This is a genomic window from Mesorhizobium sp. M1163 (assembly GCF_040318415.1).
GTDB lineage: Bacteria > Pseudomonadota > Alphaproteobacteria > Rhizobiales > Rhizobiaceae > Mesorhizobium.
Genome location: NZ_JAMYMF010000031.1, coordinates 63,702 through 83,807 on the forward strand (window position 1 = coordinate 63,702; position 20,106 = coordinate 83,807).

Consider the following 20,106-nt stretch of genomic DNA (forward strand, 5'->3'; position numbering starts at 1 on the left):
TAAACAATACTAGCCACCAACAGCCACAGATATCGGCACAGGGTTTATGTGGTTCATACATCAGGATGACAGTCTCGGCCGTCACCAACCCAAGGTATGATTTTCGTAGCATGCATCTCGACACAGCGTGCCTAGCCAAATGCAGGACAGGTGCGGAGAGACGGTATGTCTAAGGCAGATGCAGACGATGCGACAGCGCTGGCCAACATGTCGCTTCTCGCAATGTCCAGGATCATGGCGGTTGCAGGCCATGATCTGAAGCAACCCCTCCACGTGGCCATGCTGTCGATGGCGCGTGCAGTCGAGGAAGGCGTGCCGGCAGCTGCCGCCTATCGGCTGCGCGTCGCACTCGACGCGATGATGCGTCTGAACAGCGAACTCAGCGACATAGCCCGGCTGTCGCAGATGGACGGCGCTGTGCAGCCAAACCACCGGGTGGTGCGGGTGGCTGATATTCTTTCACGAGTCGATCGAGACTGGCGTTTTTACGCGGAGGCGTGCGGGATCGATCTGCAGGTGTGCTCGTCCGATCTCCTCGTGGAAACCGATCCGGACATGCTGCACACCATCATACGGAACTTTATCGGCAACGCCTTAAAATACAGCGGGCCAGGTGGCCATGTCCGCGTAGACTGCCGGCTCCAGCACGATCGGCTCAACATCGATGTGGAGGACGACGGCTGTGGCATTTCGGCTTCGCGGTTCGAAAGCATGTTCAACGCGTTTGATCGGGGCGACCAAGCCGGCCGAACCGAAGGTCTCGGCCTTGGCCTGACGATCGTGCGTCAGACCGCAGACCTGCTGCGTCACCAAGTCACTGTGCGGTCGGTCGAGAATAAGGGTTCGATCTTTTCGATCCAGCTGCCCCGTCACCTTCCGGACACCTGCGAGCTCGACCGCACGGAAACGATCTGAGGAGGTGCGGGCCATATCCTTCATTCGCGATCGCATCTTTCAACAGGCAGAAGCCATGTGTAATCCTCACTGGATGTTTCGTCTGGTTTCCGGCAACGCCATTGACTTGGGGTGCACGAGTACATGGCGTTCTTCTTGCGCTCCGGCTCATTGTACGGCTCCGGCAAATCAGCGCTCCCGAGGCGCCACATGAGCGACAGCGCGTACCGCTTGGCCGCTGCCTCGCTGGCGCTGTGCATCTTCCTGTTCGACGTGCTGTCGCCGCTCGAAGGAGCGGTCGCGGTGCTTTACGTGCTGGTGGTACTCATTGCTGCCCGCACTTCGTGGCGAAAAGACGTGTTCGCCGCTGCTGCCGGCGCCATCGTTCTGACGCTCGTTGCCTATGCCATTTCCCATGGCTTCGAGAATTACGGGTCTCCGGCGCTGCGTGCCATCGTTAGCATCGCGGCGATCGGCATCGCCACGATGCTTGCCTTGCAGAACCAGGCCGCGACTGCAACACTGGCGGCGCAGGCCCGATTGCTGAACCTGTCGCACGACATGATCTTCGTGCGCGACACTGAAGGCGTGATCGACTTCTGGAACGATGCCGCCGAGCAGGTGTACGGCTGGTCGGCCACAGAAGCCGTCGGCCGCGTCGCAGACGAGCTGCTTCGCACAAAATACCCGGCGGAACGTGCGACGGTTGAGGCCGCACTCCTCCAGAGCGGCCGATGGGAAGGGGTGCTCGAGCAGGAGACGCGATCCGGCGTTCGCCTCGTTCTGGACAGTCGTTGGGCGGTGCAACAGGACCGGCTCGGGAAGCCCATGGGCGTGCTCGAAATCCATACTGACCTAACGGAGCGCCAGGCTGCCCATGCGGCGCTAGTCAAGAGCGAGCACCGCTATCGCCGTATGTTCGATTCAAGCCGGATCGGTGTCCTCGAGGAAGATTGGAGCGCGGTCAGAGGGGAACTTGCAAGCATCCAGGAGAAAGGGTTTTTGGTTTCCGACTATCTCGCCGACAATCCGGATTTCGTCGCCCGAGCCAGGCAGCTCATCAGGATCGTCAACGTCAATCCAGCCCTCTTGTCCATGGTATTCGTGGACGATCCCAAGCAGTTTCTGACCACCGTGGACGATGTCCTGAGCGTTACCGATAGGACCTTCGTCGGTGCGCTGTCTGCCTTCGCGCGCGACGATGCGTTCTACGAGGGCGAGACTGAGATGGTCGGCAGCGATGGTGAGGTCATACCCGTGTTTTTCGCCATAACCTTTCCACCCTCGGCGGACGACGGCGACAATGTTCTCATATACGTGGTGGACATCACCGAGCGCAGACACGCGCAGGATACGATCCAGCAGGCGCAGGCGGAACTCGCGCATGCCGCCCGGGTCGCCACGCTTGGCGAATTGACCGCCTCGATTGCGCATGAGGTCAGCCAGCCGCTGATGGCAATTGTTACGAACGGCGAGGCTGGGATGCGCTGGCTCCGGCGCGATCCGCCTAACCTCGAGGAAGTCGAAACGGCGCTCGGACGCGCGGTCGCGGAGGGACGCAGGGCAAGCGGTATCGTCAAGCGCATCAGGGCCTTCCTGAAGAAGGCGCCGTCACACCGTGGCGAACTCGTCCTTTCGGCGCTGGTCGAGGACGCCACGGCGCTCGTCCAGCGTGAGCTTGCGAGAGCCAATGTTCAGCTGCAGGTCGATATTCAGGCCGGCATTCCGAATGTGCACGGCGACCGCATTCAACTGCAGCAGGTCCTGGTAAATCTCATGATCAACGCCGCGCACGCAATGTCTGCGCAGACGAGACCGCGGCTGCTTTTCATCGGTGTTGTGCAGAACTCCTCGAAGAGCATCGAGATTACTGTACGGGATACCGGACCAGGGGTATCGGAGGAGCATCTGCAACGGGTCTTCGAACCATTCTTCTCGACCAAGCAAGATGGCATGGGCATGGGTCTTGCGATATGCAGGACGACGGTCGAGGCCCATGGCGGACAGCTGGCGATCGAAACCCAGCCCGGCGTGGGCGCGACCTTTCGAGTGACGCTTCCGGTGACTGAAGGAAGCGCGGCAGGATAACCGCTACGATCAGGGCAATTGGATGAAAGCTGGTTCGACCCCCGCAGAACTTCCGCCGTTCGTCGCCATCGTCGACGATGACCCGGGCGTGCGCGACGCGCTCGACAGCCTGTTCCGCTCCGTGGGAATGACGACCCGTGCGTTCGGCAGCGCGGCGGAAATGCTTCAGGCCGATCTGCCACAATCGTCAGGTTGCCTGATCCTGGATGTCCGGCTGCCCGGACTGAGTGGACTGGACTTCCAGATGCAACTCGCGAGCCATGGCATCGATCTTCCCGTCGTGTTCATGACTGGACACGGTGACATTCCCATGACCGTGCGCGCCATGAAGGCGGGCGCGGTCGACTTTTTGTCGAAGCCGTTCCGCGATCAGGACATGCTCGACGCCGTTACCAGCGCGATCGAGCGCGATCGCCTGAGACGGATTGAGCGCGCCGCGGCGGACGGCCTGCGTGCCGACTATGACACGCTGAGCCCACGCGAGCGCGAGGTAATGCGCCATGTCGTTGCCGGGCTGATGAACAAGCAGGTCGCGGGTGTGATCGGCCTGTCGGAGATCACGGTCAAGATCCACCGAGGCAATGTCATGCGCAAGATGGGCGTCCGAACGCTTGCCGATCTCGTTCGCAAGGCCGAGGCGTTGGGTATCTCCGGGCGTTGACGGCGGCAAACCTCCGTATGATTCCATTTCGGCTCAATCTCCCCCATTTAGACGTGGAGCCTCGCATTGGAGATATCCTGCCGTGAGCAGACCGGCACCTTTCACCATGTCCAAGATACCCGCGATTGCGATCGTCGATGACGATGAGGGAGTCCGAAGCGCTCTCACCAGCCTGCTCAGGTCCCTGGGCTACGAAGTCCGCAGCTACGCCTCGGCGCTGGAGTTCCTCGGCAACGACGCGGCCGGCGATCCCGGCTGTATGATAACTGACATTCAAATGCCCGGCATGACCGGCGACGAACTCCAAGCGGAACTGATCGCACAAGGCCGGGTGTTTCCGATGATCTTCATGACCGCTTTCCCGACCGAGGCGACGCGCGCTCGGGTAATGGCAGCTGGCGCTCTCGCCTATTTGGACAAGCCGGCCGATGGCGATTCAATCGCGCGCTTCACCGAACGCGCCTTCTCATAATTCGTCTCGGACTAGGCGGCGGCGCGAGCCGCCGCTTAGGCAGGCCTTGGACTGGCAGGATCCCGCAAGGCAGGTCGCATTGCGGCCTGAGACATACGCCAGGGATGCTGTTTCAAACCTTGGTATAAGCAGCCGAACCAAGCGTACGATTTTCCCGCGCCGCGCCTCTCCTTAGCTTCCCTCCTAAACAAGCACACCAACTGGAGGCAGCTACGAACGCAGGCATGCTCGAACCAGCGTTTCGGCTGAACCGTCGCTAACCGGTCGCGGGGGCCGCATGGATGACAATCGCGGCACTGCTTCCGGCCGTCGCATCGGCACAAATGACACCTCGGCTTTCGAAAGGAGAATTCGACATGGGCAGCGGTTACATCGGCACCAAGGACGGCCCTCAGATTTTCTATAAGGACTGGGGTGACAAGGGTGCCCAGCCCATCGTGTTCCATCACGGCTGGCCACTCAGCTCCGACGACTGGGATGCGCAGATGCTGTTCTTCCTTGCGAACGGTTATCGCGTCGTCGCGCACGATCGTCGCGGCCACGGCCGATCGACTCAGGTCGATACCGGAAACGACATGGACCACTACGCCGCCGATGCCTCGGCCGTCGCCGAGCATCTCGACCTCAGGAACGCGGTCCATATCGGCCATTCAACCGGCGGCGGCGAGGTGGCGCGCTATGTCGCCAAATTCGGCGAACCGCAGGGACGCGTCGCCAAAGCGGTGCTCGTCAGCTCCGTTCCTCCGCTCATGCTCAAGACCAAGGAGAACCCCAGCGGTACGCCGATCGAGGTCTTCGACGGCTTTCGCAAGGCGCTCGCAGCCAACCGGGCGCAGTTCTATGTCGACGTGGCGTCAGGTCCCTTCTACGGCTTCAATCGGCCGGGCGCTAAGGTTTCACAGGGCATCATCGACAACTGGTGGCGTCAGGGCATGATCGGTGGTGCGCTGGCGCATTACGAAGGCATCAAGGCCTTCTCCGAAACCGACCAGACAGACGACTTGAAGGCGATCACCGTGCCGACCCTTATCCTGCAGGGCGACGATGACCAGGTAGTGCCGTACAAGGACGCCTCGCTGCTCCAAGCCAAGCTGATCAAGAACAGCACGTTAAAGATCTATCGCGGCTTCCCGCACGGAATGTTGACCACCCATGCCGACGTGATCAACGCGGACCTGCTCGCCTTCATCAGAAGCTGAGTCGAGGGCGGGACGGATGCAATCAAGCGTCCGTCCCGCGACAACGCGTTGCGCCGCTTCCGTTACACAGCAACACGGCGATCGCGGGAACCAACCATGAGTACTGCCAAGCAGAAATCCCAACATGTCGCATCTCTCGCGCGGCAGACGCCGCGTTTCGAAAGTGCCGAGGGCTCTGTCAGCCACGTGGATTCCAGCGATCTGCCGGTCCTGCGCCGGCTTTCGATCCGACGTCTGCTTCTCGGCGTGCATGGCGTGCGCGAGCCCCATTGGCATGCCAATGCCCATGAACTCGGATACTGCCTGCACGGCGAGGCGCTGGTCACAATCGCCGGCAGTCATGCGCAACGCGAAAGCTTCATCGTCGCCGCCGGCGAGATGTTCTTCATCCCCTCCGGCGCCATGCACAGCATCGAGAACATCGGCGAGCACGCCGTGGAATTCATTTTGGCCTTTTCACATGAAAAACCCGAGGACTTTGGCATGAAAGCCGCCTTCGGTGTGATGTCAGATGCCGTGCTCGGCAATACCTACGATCTGGCTTCTGCCGCGTTTTCCGGCTTCGACCGATCTGCGAGAGCTAGCGAAATCCTCAGCATTCCCCGTCAGGCAAGCGTCGAAGACCAGGACCGCCACCTAAACGCCTATAAATACAGCATTGAGGCGACGCCGCCGCAGATCGATTTTCGCGCCGGCACTGCACGCACCGCCAAGGCTGCCCTCTGGCCGGTCCTGCGCGACATCGCGATGTATTCGGTGACCATCAGCCAAGAGGGAATGCGCGAACCCCACTGGCATCCGGAAACGGCCGAGTTGGGCTACGTCGCATCGGGCACGGCTCGCATGACCGTCCTCGATCCCGACGGAAGCACCGACACCTATATCATCAGGCCTGGCGATACCTATTTCGTCCCGCGCGCCTATCCCCATCACATCGAGAATGTCGGCGAGGAGACGGTTCATCTCCTTATCTTCTTCGACCAGGCTTCGCCTGCCGACGTCGGCTACAGATCGTTGATCAACGTGTTTCCCAGGAGCCAGATCGCCGCGGATTTCGGAATGAAGAGATCTGAGTTGCCGGACTTTCCCTTCACCGAGATCGACCCGCTTCTGGTGCCCCGCTGCAATCCAATAGATCCGGTGCCTTGAAATTTTAACGCGCCCGCAGGCGAGCTTGGAGATTGCCTTGGAGAACAGGAACCATCGGGCAAGAAACCCTACGGAGAGATCAATGAATGTCGTCATTCATCCCGCAAGCTTGAAAACGGATGCTTCGAGCCCCGCCACTTTGCCATCGGAAAAGCCGAGCATGTCGCCCGTGCGTCGCGTGTTGTTCGGCGTCGCCGTGGTCGCGGCACTTGGCGTTGGGGCAGGGCTCGGCTGGGAATACTGGACCGTCTGGAGCTTCGAGGAAACGACAGACGACGCCTATGTTCAGGCCGACATCGTCGCCATAGCGCCACAGGTTGCGGGATATCTTGCGAGCGTCGCTGTTTCCGACAACCAGCATGTCAAAGCTGGCGATATCCTGGCGACGATTGATCCTCGCGACTATCAGGCAGCCGTCGACCAGGCCAAGGCCAACGTTGCGGGAGCCGAAGCCACCATCGAGAGCATTGAGGCGCAACTCGGAGAACAGCAGGCCCTGATCGAAGAGGCGAGTGCCACGCTCGACGCCGACCGGGCGACCGAGACCTATGCCGGGCAGAACAACAAGCGCTTCGGTACGCTCGCTGGCACCGGATATGGCTCGGTGCAGAATGCCGAGCAGGCGGCCTCCCAGATAGCTACGGCCTCGGCGGTGGTCGCCAAGGACAAGGCAGCGCTCGACGCCGCGCATGCTCAGGTCGGCACGCTCACTGCGCAGCTCGCAGGCGCCAGAGCCACGCTGCAACACTGCAAGGCCGTGCAGGCACAGGCCGAATTGAACCTTGGCTATACGGCGTTGCGGGCGCCTGCCGACGGGGTGGTCGGAATGCGCGAGCTGAGGGTGGGCCTTTACGTGCAACCTGGAACGCAGCTGCTCGCGGTCGTGCCGCTCGCAAACATCTATATTGTCGCCAACTACGAGGAGACACAGCTTGCCAACGTGAAGCCGGGCCAGCCCGTAAGGGTCGACGTCGATACATTCGCGGGCACTCCTGTGCGCGGCACCGTCGACAGCATTGCGCCGGCGAGCGGACAGGAATTCGCGCTGCTGCCACCCGACAACGCGACAGGCAATTTCACCAAGATCGTGCAGCGCATCCCGGTGCGGATTGCGATCGACCGGACCGATCCGCTGGCTGGACGCCTCCTGCCCGGCATGTCGGTCACCACCACGATCGATGTTCGACAGACCCAGCGGGCGAAATAACCGGAGGATGGTATGGCTGGGTCGGATCAGGCAGACGCGTTACGGGTGGTGATGCCGAAAGAGCGTGACGCCAGCTTCCGCGAGTGGGTATCCGTTTTTGGTTGCATGGTCGGCGCGCTGATAGCCGTCCTCGACATCCAGATTACCAACTCGTCGCTGCCCGAGATCGAAGGTGGCATCGGCACGGTTCCGACAACGGAACCTGGATATCGACCGCCTATCTGATCGGCGAGATCATCATGATCCCGCTGACCGACTATTTCAGTCGCGTCTTCACCGTTCGCCGCTTCCTGCTGACGAGCGTATGGCTTTTCCTCGCCTTTTCCGTCGCCTGCGCCTTCGCGACGAACCTGCCGCAGATGATCGCGCTGCGCGGCATGCAGGGGTTCTGGGGCGGCGTGATGATCCCCATGGCGTTCGCGCGCGTCCTGACGACGTTGCCGAAGCGCCAGCAGCCGGTCGGCCTTGCCGCGTTTGCGCTGACGGCGACATTCGGACCATCGATCGGGCCGACCATCGGCGGCTACCTGACCGAGAACTACGGCTGGCAGTACATCTTCTTCATCAACCTTGTTCCGGGCGCCTTGATGCTGGGGCTGCTCTATCCGACGCTCGAGAAGCAAAAGATGAATCTCGGCTTGCTGAAGCACGGCGACTGGTGGGGTATAGCCTTCATGAGCGTCGGCCTTGCCTGCCTGCAGACCGTCCTCGACGAAGGCAACCAGGACGGCTGGTTCGGCTCCCCATTCATCGTCAGGCTGTCGATCATCGCCGCAGTGGCGCTTGCGATCTTCGTCGCAATTGAGCTGAAAGGCCGTAATCCCGCAGTCCAGCTAAGGCTCCTCGCGCACCGCAATTTCGCACTTGGCACGCTTGCCAATATCGGGCTCGGTATTGCGCTGTTTGGTTCGGTCTATGTGCTCCCCGCCTATTTGCAACAGGTGCAGGGCTACAACGCCGAGCAGGTCGGCTTCGTGCTCGCCTGGGCAGGCCTGCCGCAGCTTCTGATCATCCCTTTCGTTCCTCGGCTGCAGAAGCATTTCGACGCGCGCGCCATTGTCTGCACCGGGCTCGTGATCTTCGCCGTCAGTTGCATCATGAACGCCCATCTCAGTGCGGACAGCGGTGCGGATCAGTTCATGTCGTCCAACATAGTTCGCTCGCTTGGCCAGGCGATCGTGCTTGCCCCGCTAGCGGGTATTGCTGTGATCGGCATCCCGAAGGAGATGTCAGGCGCGGCGTCGGGCGTCTTCAACATGATGCGGAGTTTGGGCGGTGCGATCGGCACGGCGGCGCTCGCTACAGTCATCACCAAACGCGAACAATATCATTCAAACATCATCGGTCAGTCCGTCACGGCTTATGACGCTACCGTTGAGCAATTCCTCGCGGAAGCGCAACATAGGCTCCAGCAGCAAGGAACGGGCGATCCTGCCCTTGCCCGTCATCAGGCCGAGGCTCTGCTGGGCAGCCTGGTCGAGCAGCAATCCCTTGTCATGGCCTTTTCGGACACATTTCTCGTGCTGGGATGCATTTTGCTCGCAGCGGCGGTAGCGGTGGTCTTCACGCGCACCCGCGAAACAGTCAACTCAACCTGATGATCGTGCAACTCCGAATATTCCCGCCGCGTGAAGCAGGTGGGGCGGATACGGGCCTTGTCGACACCTTCGGCAATTGGGCGTCCATGCAACTCACGTTTGCCGCATGCCTTTTGCGCGCTTGTGGCGACCTACCAGCTTAGCTCATGCACCGCCACCTCGTTGAGCAATTGCGCCTGCGTCCGCATTGCCATGAACGGGCCGTGTGAACATGAAGCGAGGGCTCTTCGTTTGGACGATTCCAGGCAGGCAGCGGTATCTCACTTCTGCGCTTGCACCAGTGCTGGACCTGATGCCGCAATCTCACCCTGCAATAATGAAATGGCAGCGGTGTTCTCAAAAGACATGCGCGTCTCCTACGGCGAATATCGGGCAGCCCAGGCATCGGCATGGTCCACGCCGGAGTGCCCCAACGCATTGCCGTCCATCCCCAACGGCAAGAGCGATCCCCGCAGGAGCGCATCGCATTCCCCTCCCAATGCGAGTCTCCGTCTGACGGATGTGATCGGCCGATGCCTGAGCTACCGCTTCTTATGACGGGTTGCGGGCCTAGCCTTGAAACCAGACAAGCTAGCCCGAGAAGAGCGTCGCCCATGCGGCTGATCTCGCGTCAAATCTCCTCGCCCCAGGAGCCGCCGGGCTCTCGCGCTTGCATCGGCGGCGCTGGCGGCCAGATTCCGCCATCCCAACGCGACGGCCGAAGGCGCAATCAACGCCAATTCAGGCCGCTCTAAGATCCAGGTCCCAAGAACCCTGGTTTCCGTCCTTTCTCCTGTGCGCAGTCGTGGAGAGTCTGGAACGTCACGACATCGAGCGCGGTCGAGTTGCTTGAGGGGTCGTCCCGAATGTACGCTCATAATCCCGGCGCCGATCAGGACGACGTCAGGATTGTTCGATAGGACGGTGCTCATGCGTGCGGCTCCTCTTTCGCGGGGACGAAGGCGCGCAGGGCAAAAGCTCCGCCAGCAACGCAGGCATGCCATTGGCGGCTCCGAAGCGGGTCGACTGCGGAATGGCAGCTTGTTAGTTCTCCCTCCCAAAAGGCGACACTCTGCTTCCGGCCCAAAGGCGACGTCACAACATCTGTTCGGCGATGATCGCTTCTGGCGCATCTGTGCGTGGTACCGGCCAGCGAACCAACACCGCACTTAATCTCCATGCGAAGCTCGACGGCTCGATGGCACCTTGGCAACGAATTCCAGTATGACTGGCTAAAAAAAAATTTCAATATGGGTTGCAAAAAAAAGAAATTGATATCCAATATGGTGAGAGTTGATTGTCGATATGCTCTGAAAGTGGCCCTGGTGGAGGTGGTCGTGATGTTTGGTGATTGTAGACCTCGCAACAACTGGCATGTGGTGGCAGACCACTCAAACCTTCTTGGCGTCGACCAGTTCGATGCGCGCCTTTTAGGCGTGGACATCACCGTACGTCGGCAAGCGCGATACGGCTTTGAGGTAGTCCGCAACGATACCGGAGATCCGAGGGAGGTGTCGGACGAGCTTGCGCTCGATTTGTGAGGAGACCGGCCCGATGACCCTGGAAGTATTCGCACGAGCCTTGCCGAAAGCCGAACTGCATCTGCATCTCGCGGGTGCGGTGAAGGCTGAGACCTTTCTGAAGCTGGCGCGGAAGAATGGCGTCAACTTGCCGCCCTTCGCTGAGGTCGAGGAGCTTTACCGCTATGACAACCTCGTCGACTTCCTGCAGGTCTACGATCTCGTCGCGCGCTCTGTCGTCAGCGCTGACGATTTTCATCTGATCACCTACGAGGCGCTCGCGCATGTCGCAAATGCCGGCGGCCGCTATGTCGAGTTCTTCTTCAGCCCGCAGGTACACCAAGACGCGGGTATCAGCTATGAGACGATGTTCTCCGGCATCCTGAAAGCGATGGACGATGCCGATAAGGATTTCGGCCTGATATCGCGGCTCATTCCCGCCATCAATCGCGAACTGACGCCCGACCGCGCGTTCGAATTTCTCGACTTGGTGCTGCCGTACCGCTCGGAAAAGGTGATCGGCATCGGGCTCGACTATGACGAGGAGCCGTTTCCGCCGGCACCGTTCAAGCCGGTCTACGAGCGAGCGAAGAAAGCAGGTATGCGATTGACCGCGCATGCTGGCGAGGCCGGGCCGGCGGCCAATGTGCGCGATGCGCTCGATCTGCTCTCGGTGGAGCGCATCGATCATGGCTACCGGGTCTTGGAGGACCCCGCGCTGGTCAGGCGATGCATCGATGACGGCATCGCCTTCACTGTCTGCCCAAGCTCGACCGTGATCCTCACGCACTGGCGGGACCTTACGGCCGCCGATCACCCGATCCACGCCATGCTCGATGCCGGGCTCAAGCTGGTGGTCGCAACAGACGACCCGCCGATGCTGCAGACCGACCTTGCCAAGGAGTACCGGCTGCTTTCCGAAACCATGTCGCTCGATCGCAGGACGCTCGCCGACCTTGCGCTGAATTCGCTCGATGCCGCGTGGCTCGACGAGTCGACGAAGCGTGACTGGCGCGCCGCGTGGTCGAACGAGATTAGTCACCTGCTGACCGCGGGCGAGCGCGCCGCATGAGCCTCCACGGCACAAACCATTGAACCAAATCCGCCCGGGAGAAGCGGACGGGTAGACAAAGCAAAGCGGGATCCAACCCAGAAACAACCCCAGAGGGAAAAGGCAGCATCCTATGTTCATGACCTTCTTCAAAAGAGCAGCGGCTCTGTCGGTGCTCGCGATCGCCTGTATTGCCATCGGCACTGGGCTTGCTCGGGCCACCGAGCCCGACAAGGTTCGCATCGCGGTCATCCTGTCCGCTGGTCTCGAGAGTGGTTGGGACGCCACGCTCATCCAGGCCCTCGAGCGAGTGAAGGCGAAGAAGCCGCACGGTCTCGAGATCACGTGGAAAAACACCGATCCACTCTGGGGCGACGATGCCGGGGACGCGATGCGGGTATTTGCCGAAAGCGGCCAGTACGACATCATCTGGGCCCACAGCTCCTATTCAGACCAGGTGAAGAAGCTCAAGGACGAGTTTCCCGATATCCTTTTCGTCGTCGCCGGGTCCGGCAATGAGGGGCTGGGCGGCAACCAATACTGGGTCTACAAGCGTACCTATGAGCCAGCCTATCTGCTTGGCACGATAGCCGGCAAGATGACCAAGTCGAACAAGCTCGGCGCCGTCGGCCCATTTCCGTCCGACGATATCAACGACGAGATCAACGCCTTTTTCGACGGAGCCAAGGCAGTCAACCCCAAGATCGAGCGTAGCGTCGCCTTCATTGAGTCCTGGTACGATCCAGCCAAGGCGGCGGCTTACACCTCCGCCCAGATCGCTACCGGCGCCGATTTGATCTTCCAGCTGATGGATACCTTCAAGCCCTGTGAGGAAGCCAAGATCCTCTGCTTCGGCGCTCTCCAGGACCAGCACTCTCTTTCACCGTCAACCGTACTGTCGAGCGCGATGGCGCTTTGGGATCCTGACGTCAACCACATCATCGATGCCTGGTGGGCCCACAAGGCGGAGGGCAAACCCTATGCCGGCAACACCGACAAGCAGTGGGTCTCGATGAAGGACGGCGGCGCGGCGATGGCCCCCTATGGCGAGCTCGAATCCAAACTGCCGCAGGACGTCCGCGGCGACGTCGAAGCGCTGAAGGCCAAGATCATGGCTGGTTCCTTCGAGGTTCCGCTCGACCTATCCGATCCGAAAGCACACTGACCCGACAGACCGTTCGGTCGCGACTGCCGCCGAGGTGGTCGCTTCCGCCCCCCAAGCCCTTCGGAGCCTATTATGTCCACTGCCTTGCGCGTTGAAGGCTTGACCAAGCGCTTCGCCGGCGTTGCCGCCAATGACGATGTCGACTTCGATCTGCGTCCCGGCGAGATCCACTGCCTGTTCGGCGAAAATGGAGCCGGGAAGTCGACACTCTCATCGTGCATCTTCGGCCTCTATCGCCCTGACAAGGGGCAGATATTGGTCCTGGAGAAGCCCGTTCACATCGCCTCGCCGATCGATGCGATCCGCCATGGCATCGGCATGGTGCACCAGCATTTCGTGTTGGTGCCGGAATTCACCGTGCTCGAAAATATCATCGTCGGCACTCAGCGCTCGGGTTGGCGGCTTAACGCGGCCGAAGCCAGGCAAAAGTTGGAGGCCATCTGCGATGACTATGCCCTCGACATCGATTTCGACGCCTATGTCTGGCAATTGCCGGTCGGTCGCCAGCAATGGGTGGAAATCTTGAAAGCGCTCTATCTCGACGCCCAGATTCTCATCCTCGATGAGCCGACGGCGGTGCTGACGCCGGGGGAATCGCGGATTCTGTTCGACATCATGGGCAAGATGTGCGCCCGCGGCCTGTCGATCATCCTCATCACCCACAAGCTGATCGAGGTCATGCAGTCCAACCGGGTCACGGTGTTGCGCAAGGCAAGGTCGTTGCGACTCTCAATACTGCCGAAACGTCTCCGGACGAACTCGCCCGGCTGATGGTCGGCCGTGACGTGTCGTTCACGATCAGCAAGCCGGAACTGGCACCGGGCGAGACGGTGGTCGCGGTCACGGACTGACCGCGGTTGGTCTCTGGGGCGAGGCCGTTCTCAAGGACGTTTCGTTTTCAGTCGCGCGCCATGAAATCCTCGGCATAGCCGGCGTAGCCGGAAACGGCCAAAAGGAGCTGTTCGAGGTATTGTGCGGGGTTCGCAAATCCCAGGCCGGCTCGATCCGGCTGATGAACGAGGAGATCGCCGGGCTGACGCCGCGCTGTCTGATGGATCGTGGCGTCGGCCACATTCCGGACGACCGTTTCCGCGAGGGTCTGGTGCCGGAATTCAATGTCGCGGAAAACCTGGTGCTGGGCTGGCAGCGCAGCGCGAAATACCGCAGCGGCCCGCTGATGAACGCCAAGGCGATCGCCAGGCTGGCGCGCGACATGATCGCCGAATACCAGATCGCCACGCGCGACGAAAAGGTCGCGGTCGGCAAGCTGTCAGGCGGCAATGCGCAGAAGATCATCATCGCCCGCGAATTCCTGAATGCGTCGGGCCTGATGCTCGCCAACCAGCCGACACGAGGGCTCGATGTCGGCGTCATCGAATATGTGCAGTCGCAACTGCTGAGGAAGCGCGCCGAAGGCTTCGCCATCATCCTGGCGTCGGAGGAATTGAGCGATCTGTTCGGGCTCGCCGACCGCATCGCAGTCATGTTCAAGGGGGAGATCATGGGCGTGGTCGATACCAAGCAAACGACCGTTGCCGAAGTGGGTGTCATGATGGCCGGCCAAAGGCTGCAGACCGCGCTCAACTTGGAAGGGATCCCGGCATGATCCGCATCGAGCAGCGATCCGAACAGAACGGTCTGTGGACGGCCGCCTCCTTTGCCATGGCCATTCTAGCGGGCCTCGCGGCCGTGGCACTTTTACTTGTCTCGACCGGCGCCGATATCGGCCAGGTCTTCGACGCGCTCATCGAGGGCGCGGTCGGCTCGCCAAAGGCGCTGGCGACGACGCTCGTCAAGGCGACGCCGATTATTCTGACCGGCCTGGCGACCGTGATCGCTTTCCGGGCGCAGTTGTACAGCATCGGCCAGGAAGGCCAGGTGTTTGCCGGCGCTATGGGCGGCTATCTCGGCGCGCAGTTGCTGGCGGGGATGCCGCCGCTCCTGTTCTGCCCGGCCGTACTGTTGTCGGGCATGGCGGCGGGAATGGTGTTCGGCTGGCTGGCCGCCATGCTGAGGAACAGTTTTGCCGTCAACGAGATCATCTCGACCTTGATGCTGAACTATCTCGTAGTCTATTTGTTGTCCTGGCTTCTGAGGGGGGGCCTTGGGGTGAGAGCGGCGGCACCGTCTCCTACCAGCAGTCGCCGATGTTATCTGGTGATGACTTTCTTCCGGCTCTCTTCGGCAGCAGGGTGCTGCATGCAGGCGTTATCCTGCCGTTCATAGCCGCCACCATCTGCTCGATTATTATATCCCGCACACCGCTTGGCCTCGAGATCCGAGGCCTCGGCTACAATCCAGTTGCGCTGCGTCACAAGGGCGTCAACATCGGTCGCACCGTCTCCATCGTATTGATGACGAGCGGCGCGTTGGCGGCGCTTGCCGGCGCCATCGAGCTTTTCGGCGTGGCGCATCGGCTGCGTGCCGACAATCTCGTCGGGCTTGGCTACACGGGCATCATCGTCGGTATGATAGGTGGTCTCAGGCCACTCGGAACGGTGCTGGCGGGGTTGTTCTTCGGTGGGCTGGCGAGCGGCGCTATCTATATGCGCGTGCTGGGCGATGTGCCCGGATCACTAGTGCCCGCGATCCAGGGCATCACCCTTTTCTTTTTTCTTTGCGCAGGCGTCCTGGCGCGCTACCGCGTCGTGAAGGTCGCCGTCCAATGAGCCAGCTGTTCCAAGAAGCGATCATCGTCAGCATTCTTGCCGCGACCATCCGCGCCATGACGCCGTTGTTGTTCTCCGCCATGGGCGAGCTCATCACACAACGCGCCGGCATCTGGAACATGGGTGTGGAAGGCACGATGCTGATGGGCGCGTTCACCGCCTACATCGCGGCGACGTGGACGGGGTCGCTTTGGCTTGCCGTCCTTGCGGCAATCTTCGCTGGCGCCCTAATGGGCCTGATCATCGCCTTCATGACCGCGACTTTGCGTGTCGATCATTTCATTGCAGGCCTCGGACTCAACCTACTTGCCAGCGGACTGACCCTCTATTGGTTTCAGAGCTACGTCCAGGGCAGGGCGCAGCCCAAGTTCGCAAGCTTCCAGGATATCGCAATCCCCCTTCTTTCCGACATTCCCTTTCTGGGGCCAATCTTGTTTTCACAGCGCTTGCTGACCTATGTCGCGTTTCTCGCCGTGCCTACGGTTTGGTTTCTACTCTACCGCAGTCGCTACGGGCTGGAACTGCGCTGCCTGGGCGAAAACCCCAAGGCCCTCGACGTGAAGGGTCTCAGCGTGACTGCGCGCCAGTTCGCGGCCGTGATGGCCGGCAGCGCCATGACCGGGCTTGGCGGCGGCTTCCTCATGCTCGGCCTTTCCGACCGCTTCATTGCCGATTTCACGGCCGGCCGAGGCTGGATCGTCGTGGTGGCCCTGATCGCCGGCAATTGGAAACCCAAGGGTGTGCTGATCGCGGTGACGGCTTTCGCCTTCCTGGATTCGCTTGCCATGCACCTGCAGGTGCTTGGCACACCAGTCCCGCATCAGTTGTTGCTAGCGCTGCCCTACCTCGCATCGGTCGTGCTTCTTATGGGCGTACGCTTCCGCAGCAGCCAGCCAGCCCAACTCGGCGTGCCATACAAAAGAAGCTAGCTAAACCATTTTGAATTCTGATTTTCGCCATCCGAAAACATGGGCCAAGAACGAGGGACCAGACGATGCTGAACATTGCCGAGACTACAGAAACTCGCGCTGACGTAGCCGCCGCTCGCGGGACGCCGTTCCATGAGGCGACCAGCAGCGAGATGAGAACGCCCTGGTGGTTTGCCTGGGACAAATACATCGTTCCTGATGTCTACACGAGCATGCCTCGCGAGCTCGCCGCCATCCGCAACGCGGTCGCCATGATAGACATGTCGCCTATTGCGAAAATGGAGGTGCGTGGACCCGACGCCCATGAGCTGATCGACCGGTTGATGACCCGCGATATGCGCCGGCTTGAAGTCAATCAAGTCATGTACACTCCGTGGTGCAATCACGATGGTCTCATCGTCGGCGACGGTCTTGTCTTTAGACTGGCGGCCGACAGGTTCATGATATCGGGCGGAAGCAGCCACGCATGGTTCGCCAGCAACGCCGACGGACTGCAGGTCGAGATTCGCAGTGCTTCGGACGACTACGGCATTCTTTCGTTGCAGGGGCCAAAATCGTTTGACCTTATGGGGGCCGCGACCGGCCAGGATTGGTCCGGTCTGAAATTCTCGCAGATCGGTCGAGCCAATGTGGCCGGTGTTGATGTCTTCGTCGCGCGGCAAGGTTTCACCGGTGAGCGTGGCTTCGAACTCTGGGTTCCAAAAAATGGCGGGGTGGCGGTCTGGCGCCATTTGCAAACCGCCGGTCAGCTACTCGGCGTCGTTTGCGCGGGCGAATACGCAGTCGAAGTGGCGCGGATCGAAGCAGGCCTGATCTTGATATCGTCCGACTACGATGCCGCAGATGTCGACCAGGCCACGGCGCGCGTCGATGCCGCAGACGACCGCCACATCACGCCATTCGAGGCTGGTCTCGGGCGTCTGGTCAATCTTGACAGTGACTTCGTCGGTCGTGACGCATTAAAGGCGGCGAATGCCTCGGACGAGCCAAAGCGGTGCTTTGTCGGCCTTCGCTACGATGCGGGAGAACTGTTGAGGATTGCCGCCGAAAAGAGTGCCTGCGGGACAGCTTTGTCGCGCGTCTTTTGGGGTTCGATGCGAGCATTCAAGGACGGCGAGCTGGTCGGCCGCGCATCGAGCCTTGCCTATAGCGCGACACTTCGGCAGGCGATCAGCTTCGGCTTCGTTCCAGAACGGCTTTCATCGGCCGGCTCGACCATTGAGGTCGAGCTGACGGACGATGAGGGAGCCGTGCTCGACATGGTGAGGGCCACGATCGTTCCCCTTCCTTTCGTGGAAATCAAACGATCCAAGGCCTGAAGGCGGTTCGCACCTGCAAGCCGCAGGCATTCGCCCCGACAATAGAAGCATTTTCAATTTCGCCGGCCGCACGGCTGCCGCATAGGAATCAAGGAGTCCAAAGTGCCTGAACGCAAACTCTGCGCGGCGCCTGAGCCGGCAGCCTCAGCCGGCTTAGTCCGACGAGATATCTCGATAGAACTTGCTCCCGCGCAGGTGGCCGGGTTCAGGCCCATTGCCTCCTCTTTTCCGTACGGGTCGAGAGTTTTTCTCACGCATCTCGAAGGCAAGCCTATAGCCCTGCAGGTCGAGGCTGCTAAGCAGTTGCTGGAGGCCGGCTTCATCCCGGTTCCGCATATCGGTGCAAGGCATTTCGCCACCGAGCGGGATTTCCGGGACCTCGTTTTGGCACATAGCCGCAATGGGGTCAGCGAAGCGCTCCTTGTCGGCGGCAATCCGCTTCTCGCGAGAGGGCCGCTCGACAATGCTGCCGCACTACTTTCCCATCCGGTGCTTGCCGACAGCACGATCCGGACCGCTTTCATCGGCGGATACCCGGAAGGCCATCCGGTGATCCCCGCAAATGCGTTGACCGCCGCGCTGGCACAGAAGATCGCGATTTGCGGGGAACGTGGTTTACGGCCGCGGCTGGTTTCGCAATTCGCCTTCGATGGCGGTGCGATCGGCATTTGGACAGCAGAAATCCAGCGCAATTATCCGGACCTGCCGATCCATATCGGACTTGCTGGCGTCACCTCGCTCGCCAAGCTCATCAAATTCGGCATGCTGTGCGGGGTCGGGCCTTCGCTCGCAATGTTGCGGCGCTCCGCTGCGGGCCTCTTCAACATACTAGCCGACAAGAATCCGGGCGATGTGATCCACGCCATCGAGGCGCATCGACCCTCGGGATCGTTCCACCTGCATTTCTATCCCTTCGGCGGCTGGGAAAAGACGCTTGCCTGGATCGCGGAACATCAGATGAGCACAGCCGTGCACCCCACCCACCACATAGGAGAAAGTCGATGAGAAACGGAAACGCACATCTGTTCGTGCCAGGCCCCACCAACATTCCCGACGCCGTCCGTCGCGCGATGAACGTGCCGATGCAGGATATGCGGGCCCCCGACTTTCCGGAGCTGACGCTTCCCCTGATCGCGGATTTGAAGAAAGTCTTCAAAACCGCAAGCGCGTCGATCTTCATGTTCCCGGGTTCGGGCACCGGCGCCTGGGAGGCTGCGATCACCAACACGCTGAATGCCGGTGACAAGGTGCTGATGTCGCGCTTCGGACAATTCTCGCATCTCTGGGTCGACATGGCTCAACGCCTCGGCCTCGACGTCGAAGTCATCGACGTCGAATGGGGCGAGGGCGCCCCAGTTGACGCGTACGCCGCTCACTTGGAGCGTGACAAGCACGGCGCGATCAAGGCCGTCTTCGTAACGCACAACGAAACCGCGACCGGGGTGACCTCGGATGTGGCGGGCGTTCGCCGTGCCCTTGACGCTGCCGGCCACCATGCGCTGCTCTTCGTCGACGGTGTTAGCTCGATAGCCTCGATCGATTTCCGCATGGACGAATGGGGCATCGATCTCGCCGTCACCGGATCGCAGAAAGGCCTGATGCTGCCTGCCGGTCTCGGCATCCTGGCGGTCAGCGCCAAGGCCATGGAAGCGCATAAGGGCTCGCGCATGCCGCGCTGCTATTTCAGCTTCGAGGACATGGGCGCGGCCAGCAAGACGGGTTATTTTCCTTATACACCGCCGACCCAGCTGCTTCTCGGCATGCGCGCCTCGCTCGACCTGTTGTTTGCCGAGGGCCTGGAGAACGTCTTCGCGCGCCATACGCGCCTGGCTGAAGGCGTCAGGCGTGGTGTTCGCGCGTGGGGGTTGAATTTATGTGCTGCCGAAGAAAAGTGGTGGTCGGATACAGTCTCGGCAATCGTGGTTCCGGCCGACGTCGACGCCAGAGCTGTGATCGCCAACGGCTATTCCAGATATCGCACCTCATTTGGTACTGGCCTTAGCCGGCTGGCGGGAAAGGTTTTCCGCATCGGGCATCTCGGCGACCTCAACGAAGTGATGTGTCTGGCTGCTCTGGCCTCCGCGGAAATGTCGTTGCGCGATGCCGGGGCAAAGATCGAGAGCGGCTCGGGTGTCGCGGCGGCACAGGAATGGTATCGCCAGCAGGTCGCATCCTCCCCAGCGACCGTCACCCGAGCCGCATAGGG

At 60.9% G+C, this 20,106-nt stretch carries 18 protein-coding genes and 1 pseudogene; all 19 read left to right on the top strand.

Annotated features, from left to right (window positions below):
• The first annotated feature begins 207 nt into the window (after positions 1 to 207).
• The 19 genes and pseudogenes from NKH43_RS25975 (at position 208) to NKH43_RS26065 (ending at position 20,104) form a co-directional block, all read left to right on the top strand.
• Complete coding sequence (locus tag NKH43_RS25975; protein ID WP_352860482.1) at positions 208 to 915, top strand: sensor histidine kinase; 708 nt, start codon at positions 208 to 210, stop codon at positions 913 to 915.
• Between the two features lie 189 nt (positions 916 to 1,104).
• The gene (locus tag NKH43_RS25980) at positions 1,105 to 2,982 is read left to right on the top strand and encodes a PAS domain-containing sensor histidine kinase (RefSeq protein WP_352860484.1); all 1,878 of its coding nucleotides are present in this window, start codon (positions 1,105 to 1,107) and stop codon (positions 2,980 to 2,982) included.
• 22 nt (positions 2,983 to 3,004) lie between these two features.
• Positions 3,005 to 3,643, top strand: coding sequence for a response regulator transcription factor (locus NKH43_RS25985; RefSeq protein ID WP_352860486.1), 639 nt, complete (start codon positions 3,005 to 3,007; stop codon positions 3,641 to 3,643).
• 106 nt (positions 3,644 to 3,749) lie between these two features.
• Complete coding sequence (locus tag NKH43_RS25990) at positions 3,750 to 4,115, top strand: response regulator transcription factor (RefSeq protein ID WP_352860487.1); 366 nt, start codon at positions 3,750 to 3,752, stop codon at positions 4,113 to 4,115.
• A 323-nt stretch (positions 4,116 to 4,438) separates the two neighbouring features.
• Positions 4,439 to 5,314 carry an alpha/beta fold hydrolase gene (locus tag NKH43_RS25995; RefSeq protein WP_502906515.1) on the top strand — a complete coding sequence of 292 codons (876 nt, stop codon included), beginning with the start codon at positions 4,439 to 4,441 and terminating at the stop codon, positions 5,312 to 5,314.
• Between the two features lie 96 nt (positions 5,315 to 5,410).
• Positions 5,411 to 6,463, top strand: coding sequence for a cupin domain-containing protein (locus tag NKH43_RS26000; protein WP_352860491.1), 1,053 nt, complete (start codon positions 5,411 to 5,413; stop codon positions 6,461 to 6,463).
• An 82-nt stretch (positions 6,464 to 6,545) separates the two neighbouring features.
• Positions 6,546 to 7,670: an HlyD family secretion protein gene (locus NKH43_RS26005; protein WP_502906514.1), complete on the top strand. Its 1,125-nt coding sequence runs from the start codon at positions 6,546 to 6,548 to the stop codon at positions 7,668 to 7,670.
• Positions 7,671 to 7,682: 12 nt separating this feature from the next.
• Positions 7,683 to 9,268 (top strand): annotated as a pseudogene (locus tag NKH43_RS26010) (DHA2 family efflux MFS transporter permease subunit).
• 1,118 nt (positions 9,269 to 10,386) lie between these two features.
• Positions 10,387 to 10,788 (top strand): hypothetical protein, encoded by a 402-nt coding sequence (locus tag NKH43_RS26015; RefSeq protein ID WP_352860494.1) that lies wholly within the window; start codon positions 10,387 to 10,389, stop codon positions 10,786 to 10,788.
• 13 nt (positions 10,789 to 10,801) lie between these two features.
• Positions 10,802 to 11,839: an adenosine deaminase gene (gene add / locus NKH43_RS26020; protein ID WP_352860496.1), complete on the top strand. Its 1,038-nt coding sequence runs from the start codon at positions 10,802 to 10,804 to the stop codon at positions 11,837 to 11,839.
• 118 nt (positions 11,840 to 11,957) lie between these two features.
• The gene (locus NKH43_RS26025) at positions 11,958 to 12,983 is read left to right on the top strand and encodes a BMP family lipoprotein (protein ID WP_352860498.1); all 1,026 of its coding nucleotides are present in this window, start codon (positions 11,958 to 11,960) and stop codon (positions 12,981 to 12,983) included.
• A 72-nt stretch (positions 12,984 to 13,055) separates the two neighbouring features.
• Positions 13,056 to 13,754 carry an ATP-binding cassette domain-containing protein gene (locus NKH43_RS26030; protein WP_352860500.1) on the top strand — a complete coding sequence of 233 codons (699 nt, stop codon included), beginning with the start codon at positions 13,056 to 13,058 and terminating at the stop codon, positions 13,752 to 13,754.
• 154 nt (positions 13,755 to 13,908) lie between these two features.
• Entirely contained in the window at positions 13,909 to 14,589 is a 681-nt protein-coding gene (locus tag NKH43_RS26035) for an ATP-binding cassette domain-containing protein (RefSeq protein ID WP_352860545.1), read from the top strand.
• Entirely contained in the window at positions 14,586 to 15,209 is a 624-nt protein-coding gene (locus tag NKH43_RS26040; RefSeq protein WP_352860502.1) for an ABC transporter permease subunit, read from the top strand. Before NKH43_RS26035 ends, NKH43_RS26040 begins: the two co-directional genes overlap by 4 nt.
• A complete protein-coding gene (locus NKH43_RS26045) occupies positions 15,131 to 15,652 on the top strand; it encodes an ABC transporter permease subunit (protein ID WP_352860504.1) in 522 nt (173 codons plus the stop codon). The genes NKH43_RS26040 and NKH43_RS26045 overlap by 79 nt, the downstream gene beginning before the upstream one ends.
• Positions 15,649 to 16,581, top strand: a complete 933-nt coding sequence (locus NKH43_RS26050) for an ABC transporter permease (protein ID WP_352860506.1) — start codon at positions 15,649 to 15,651, stop codon at positions 16,579 to 16,581. The genes NKH43_RS26045 and NKH43_RS26050 overlap by 4 nt, the downstream gene beginning before the upstream one ends.
• 65 nt (positions 16,582 to 16,646) lie before the next feature.
• On the top strand, positions 16,647 to 17,900 hold the full coding sequence (locus tag NKH43_RS26055; protein WP_352860508.1) for an aminomethyl transferase family protein: 1,254 nt from the start codon (positions 16,647 to 16,649) through the stop codon (positions 17,898 to 17,900).
• Between the two features lie 102 nt (positions 17,901 to 18,002).
• Positions 18,003 to 18,905: a methylenetetrahydrofolate reductase gene (locus tag NKH43_RS26060; RefSeq protein ID WP_352860510.1), complete on the top strand. Its 903-nt coding sequence runs from the start codon at positions 18,003 to 18,005 to the stop codon at positions 18,903 to 18,905.
• On the top strand, positions 18,902 to 20,104 hold the full coding sequence (locus NKH43_RS26065) for an aminotransferase class V-fold PLP-dependent enzyme (protein WP_352860512.1): 1,203 nt from the start codon (positions 18,902 to 18,904) through the stop codon (positions 20,102 to 20,104). The genes NKH43_RS26060 and NKH43_RS26065 overlap by 4 nt, the downstream gene beginning before the upstream one ends.
• Positions 20,105 to 20,106: the final 2 nt, after the last annotated feature.

Coding starts and splice junctions, on each gene's coding strand:
- NKH43_RS25975 (WP_352860482.1), top strand. CDS start 208: ATGTCGCTTCTCGCAATGTCCAGGATCATGGCGGTTGCAGGCCATGAT.
- NKH43_RS25980 (WP_352860484.1), top strand. CDS start 1,105: ATGAGCGACAGCGCGTACCGCTTGGCCGCTGCCTCGCTGGCGCTGTGC.
- NKH43_RS25985 (WP_352860486.1), top strand. CDS start 3,005: ATGAAAGCTGGTTCGACCCCCGCAGAACTTCCGCCGTTCGTCGCCATC.
- NKH43_RS25990 (WP_352860487.1), top strand. CDS start 3,750: ATGTCCAAGATACCCGCGATTGCGATCGTCGATGACGATGAGGGAGTC.
- NKH43_RS25995 (WP_502906515.1), top strand. CDS start 4,439: ATGACACCTCGGCTTTCGAAAGGAGAATTCGACATGGGCAGCGGTTAC.
- NKH43_RS26000 (WP_352860491.1), top strand. CDS start 5,411: ATGAGTACTGCCAAGCAGAAATCCCAACATGTCGCATCTCTCGCGCGG.
- NKH43_RS26005 (WP_502906514.1), top strand. CDS start 6,546: ATGAATGTCGTCATTCATCCCGCAAGCTTGAAAACGGATGCTTCGAGC.
- add (WP_352860496.1), top strand. CDS start 10,802: ATGACCCTGGAAGTATTCGCACGAGCCTTGCCGAAAGCCGAACTGCAT.
- NKH43_RS26025 (WP_352860498.1), top strand. CDS start 11,958: ATGACCTTCTTCAAAAGAGCAGCGGCTCTGTCGGTGCTCGCGATCGCC.
- NKH43_RS26030 (WP_352860500.1), top strand. CDS start 13,056: ATGTCCACTGCCTTGCGCGTTGAAGGCTTGACCAAGCGCTTCGCCGGC.
- NKH43_RS26040 (WP_352860502.1), top strand. CDS start 14,586: ATGATCCGCATCGAGCAGCGATCCGAACAGAACGGTCTGTGGACGGCC.
- NKH43_RS26045 (WP_352860504.1), top strand. CDS start 15,131: ATGTTATCTGGTGATGACTTTCTTCCGGCTCTCTTCGGCAGCAGGGTG.
- NKH43_RS26050 (WP_352860506.1), top strand. CDS start 15,649: ATGAGCCAGCTGTTCCAAGAAGCGATCATCGTCAGCATTCTTGCCGCG.
- NKH43_RS26055 (WP_352860508.1), top strand. CDS start 16,647: ATGCTGAACATTGCCGAGACTACAGAAACTCGCGCTGACGTAGCCGCC.
- NKH43_RS26065 (WP_352860512.1), top strand. CDS start 18,902: ATGAGAAACGGAAACGCACATCTGTTCGTGCCAGGCCCCACCAACATT.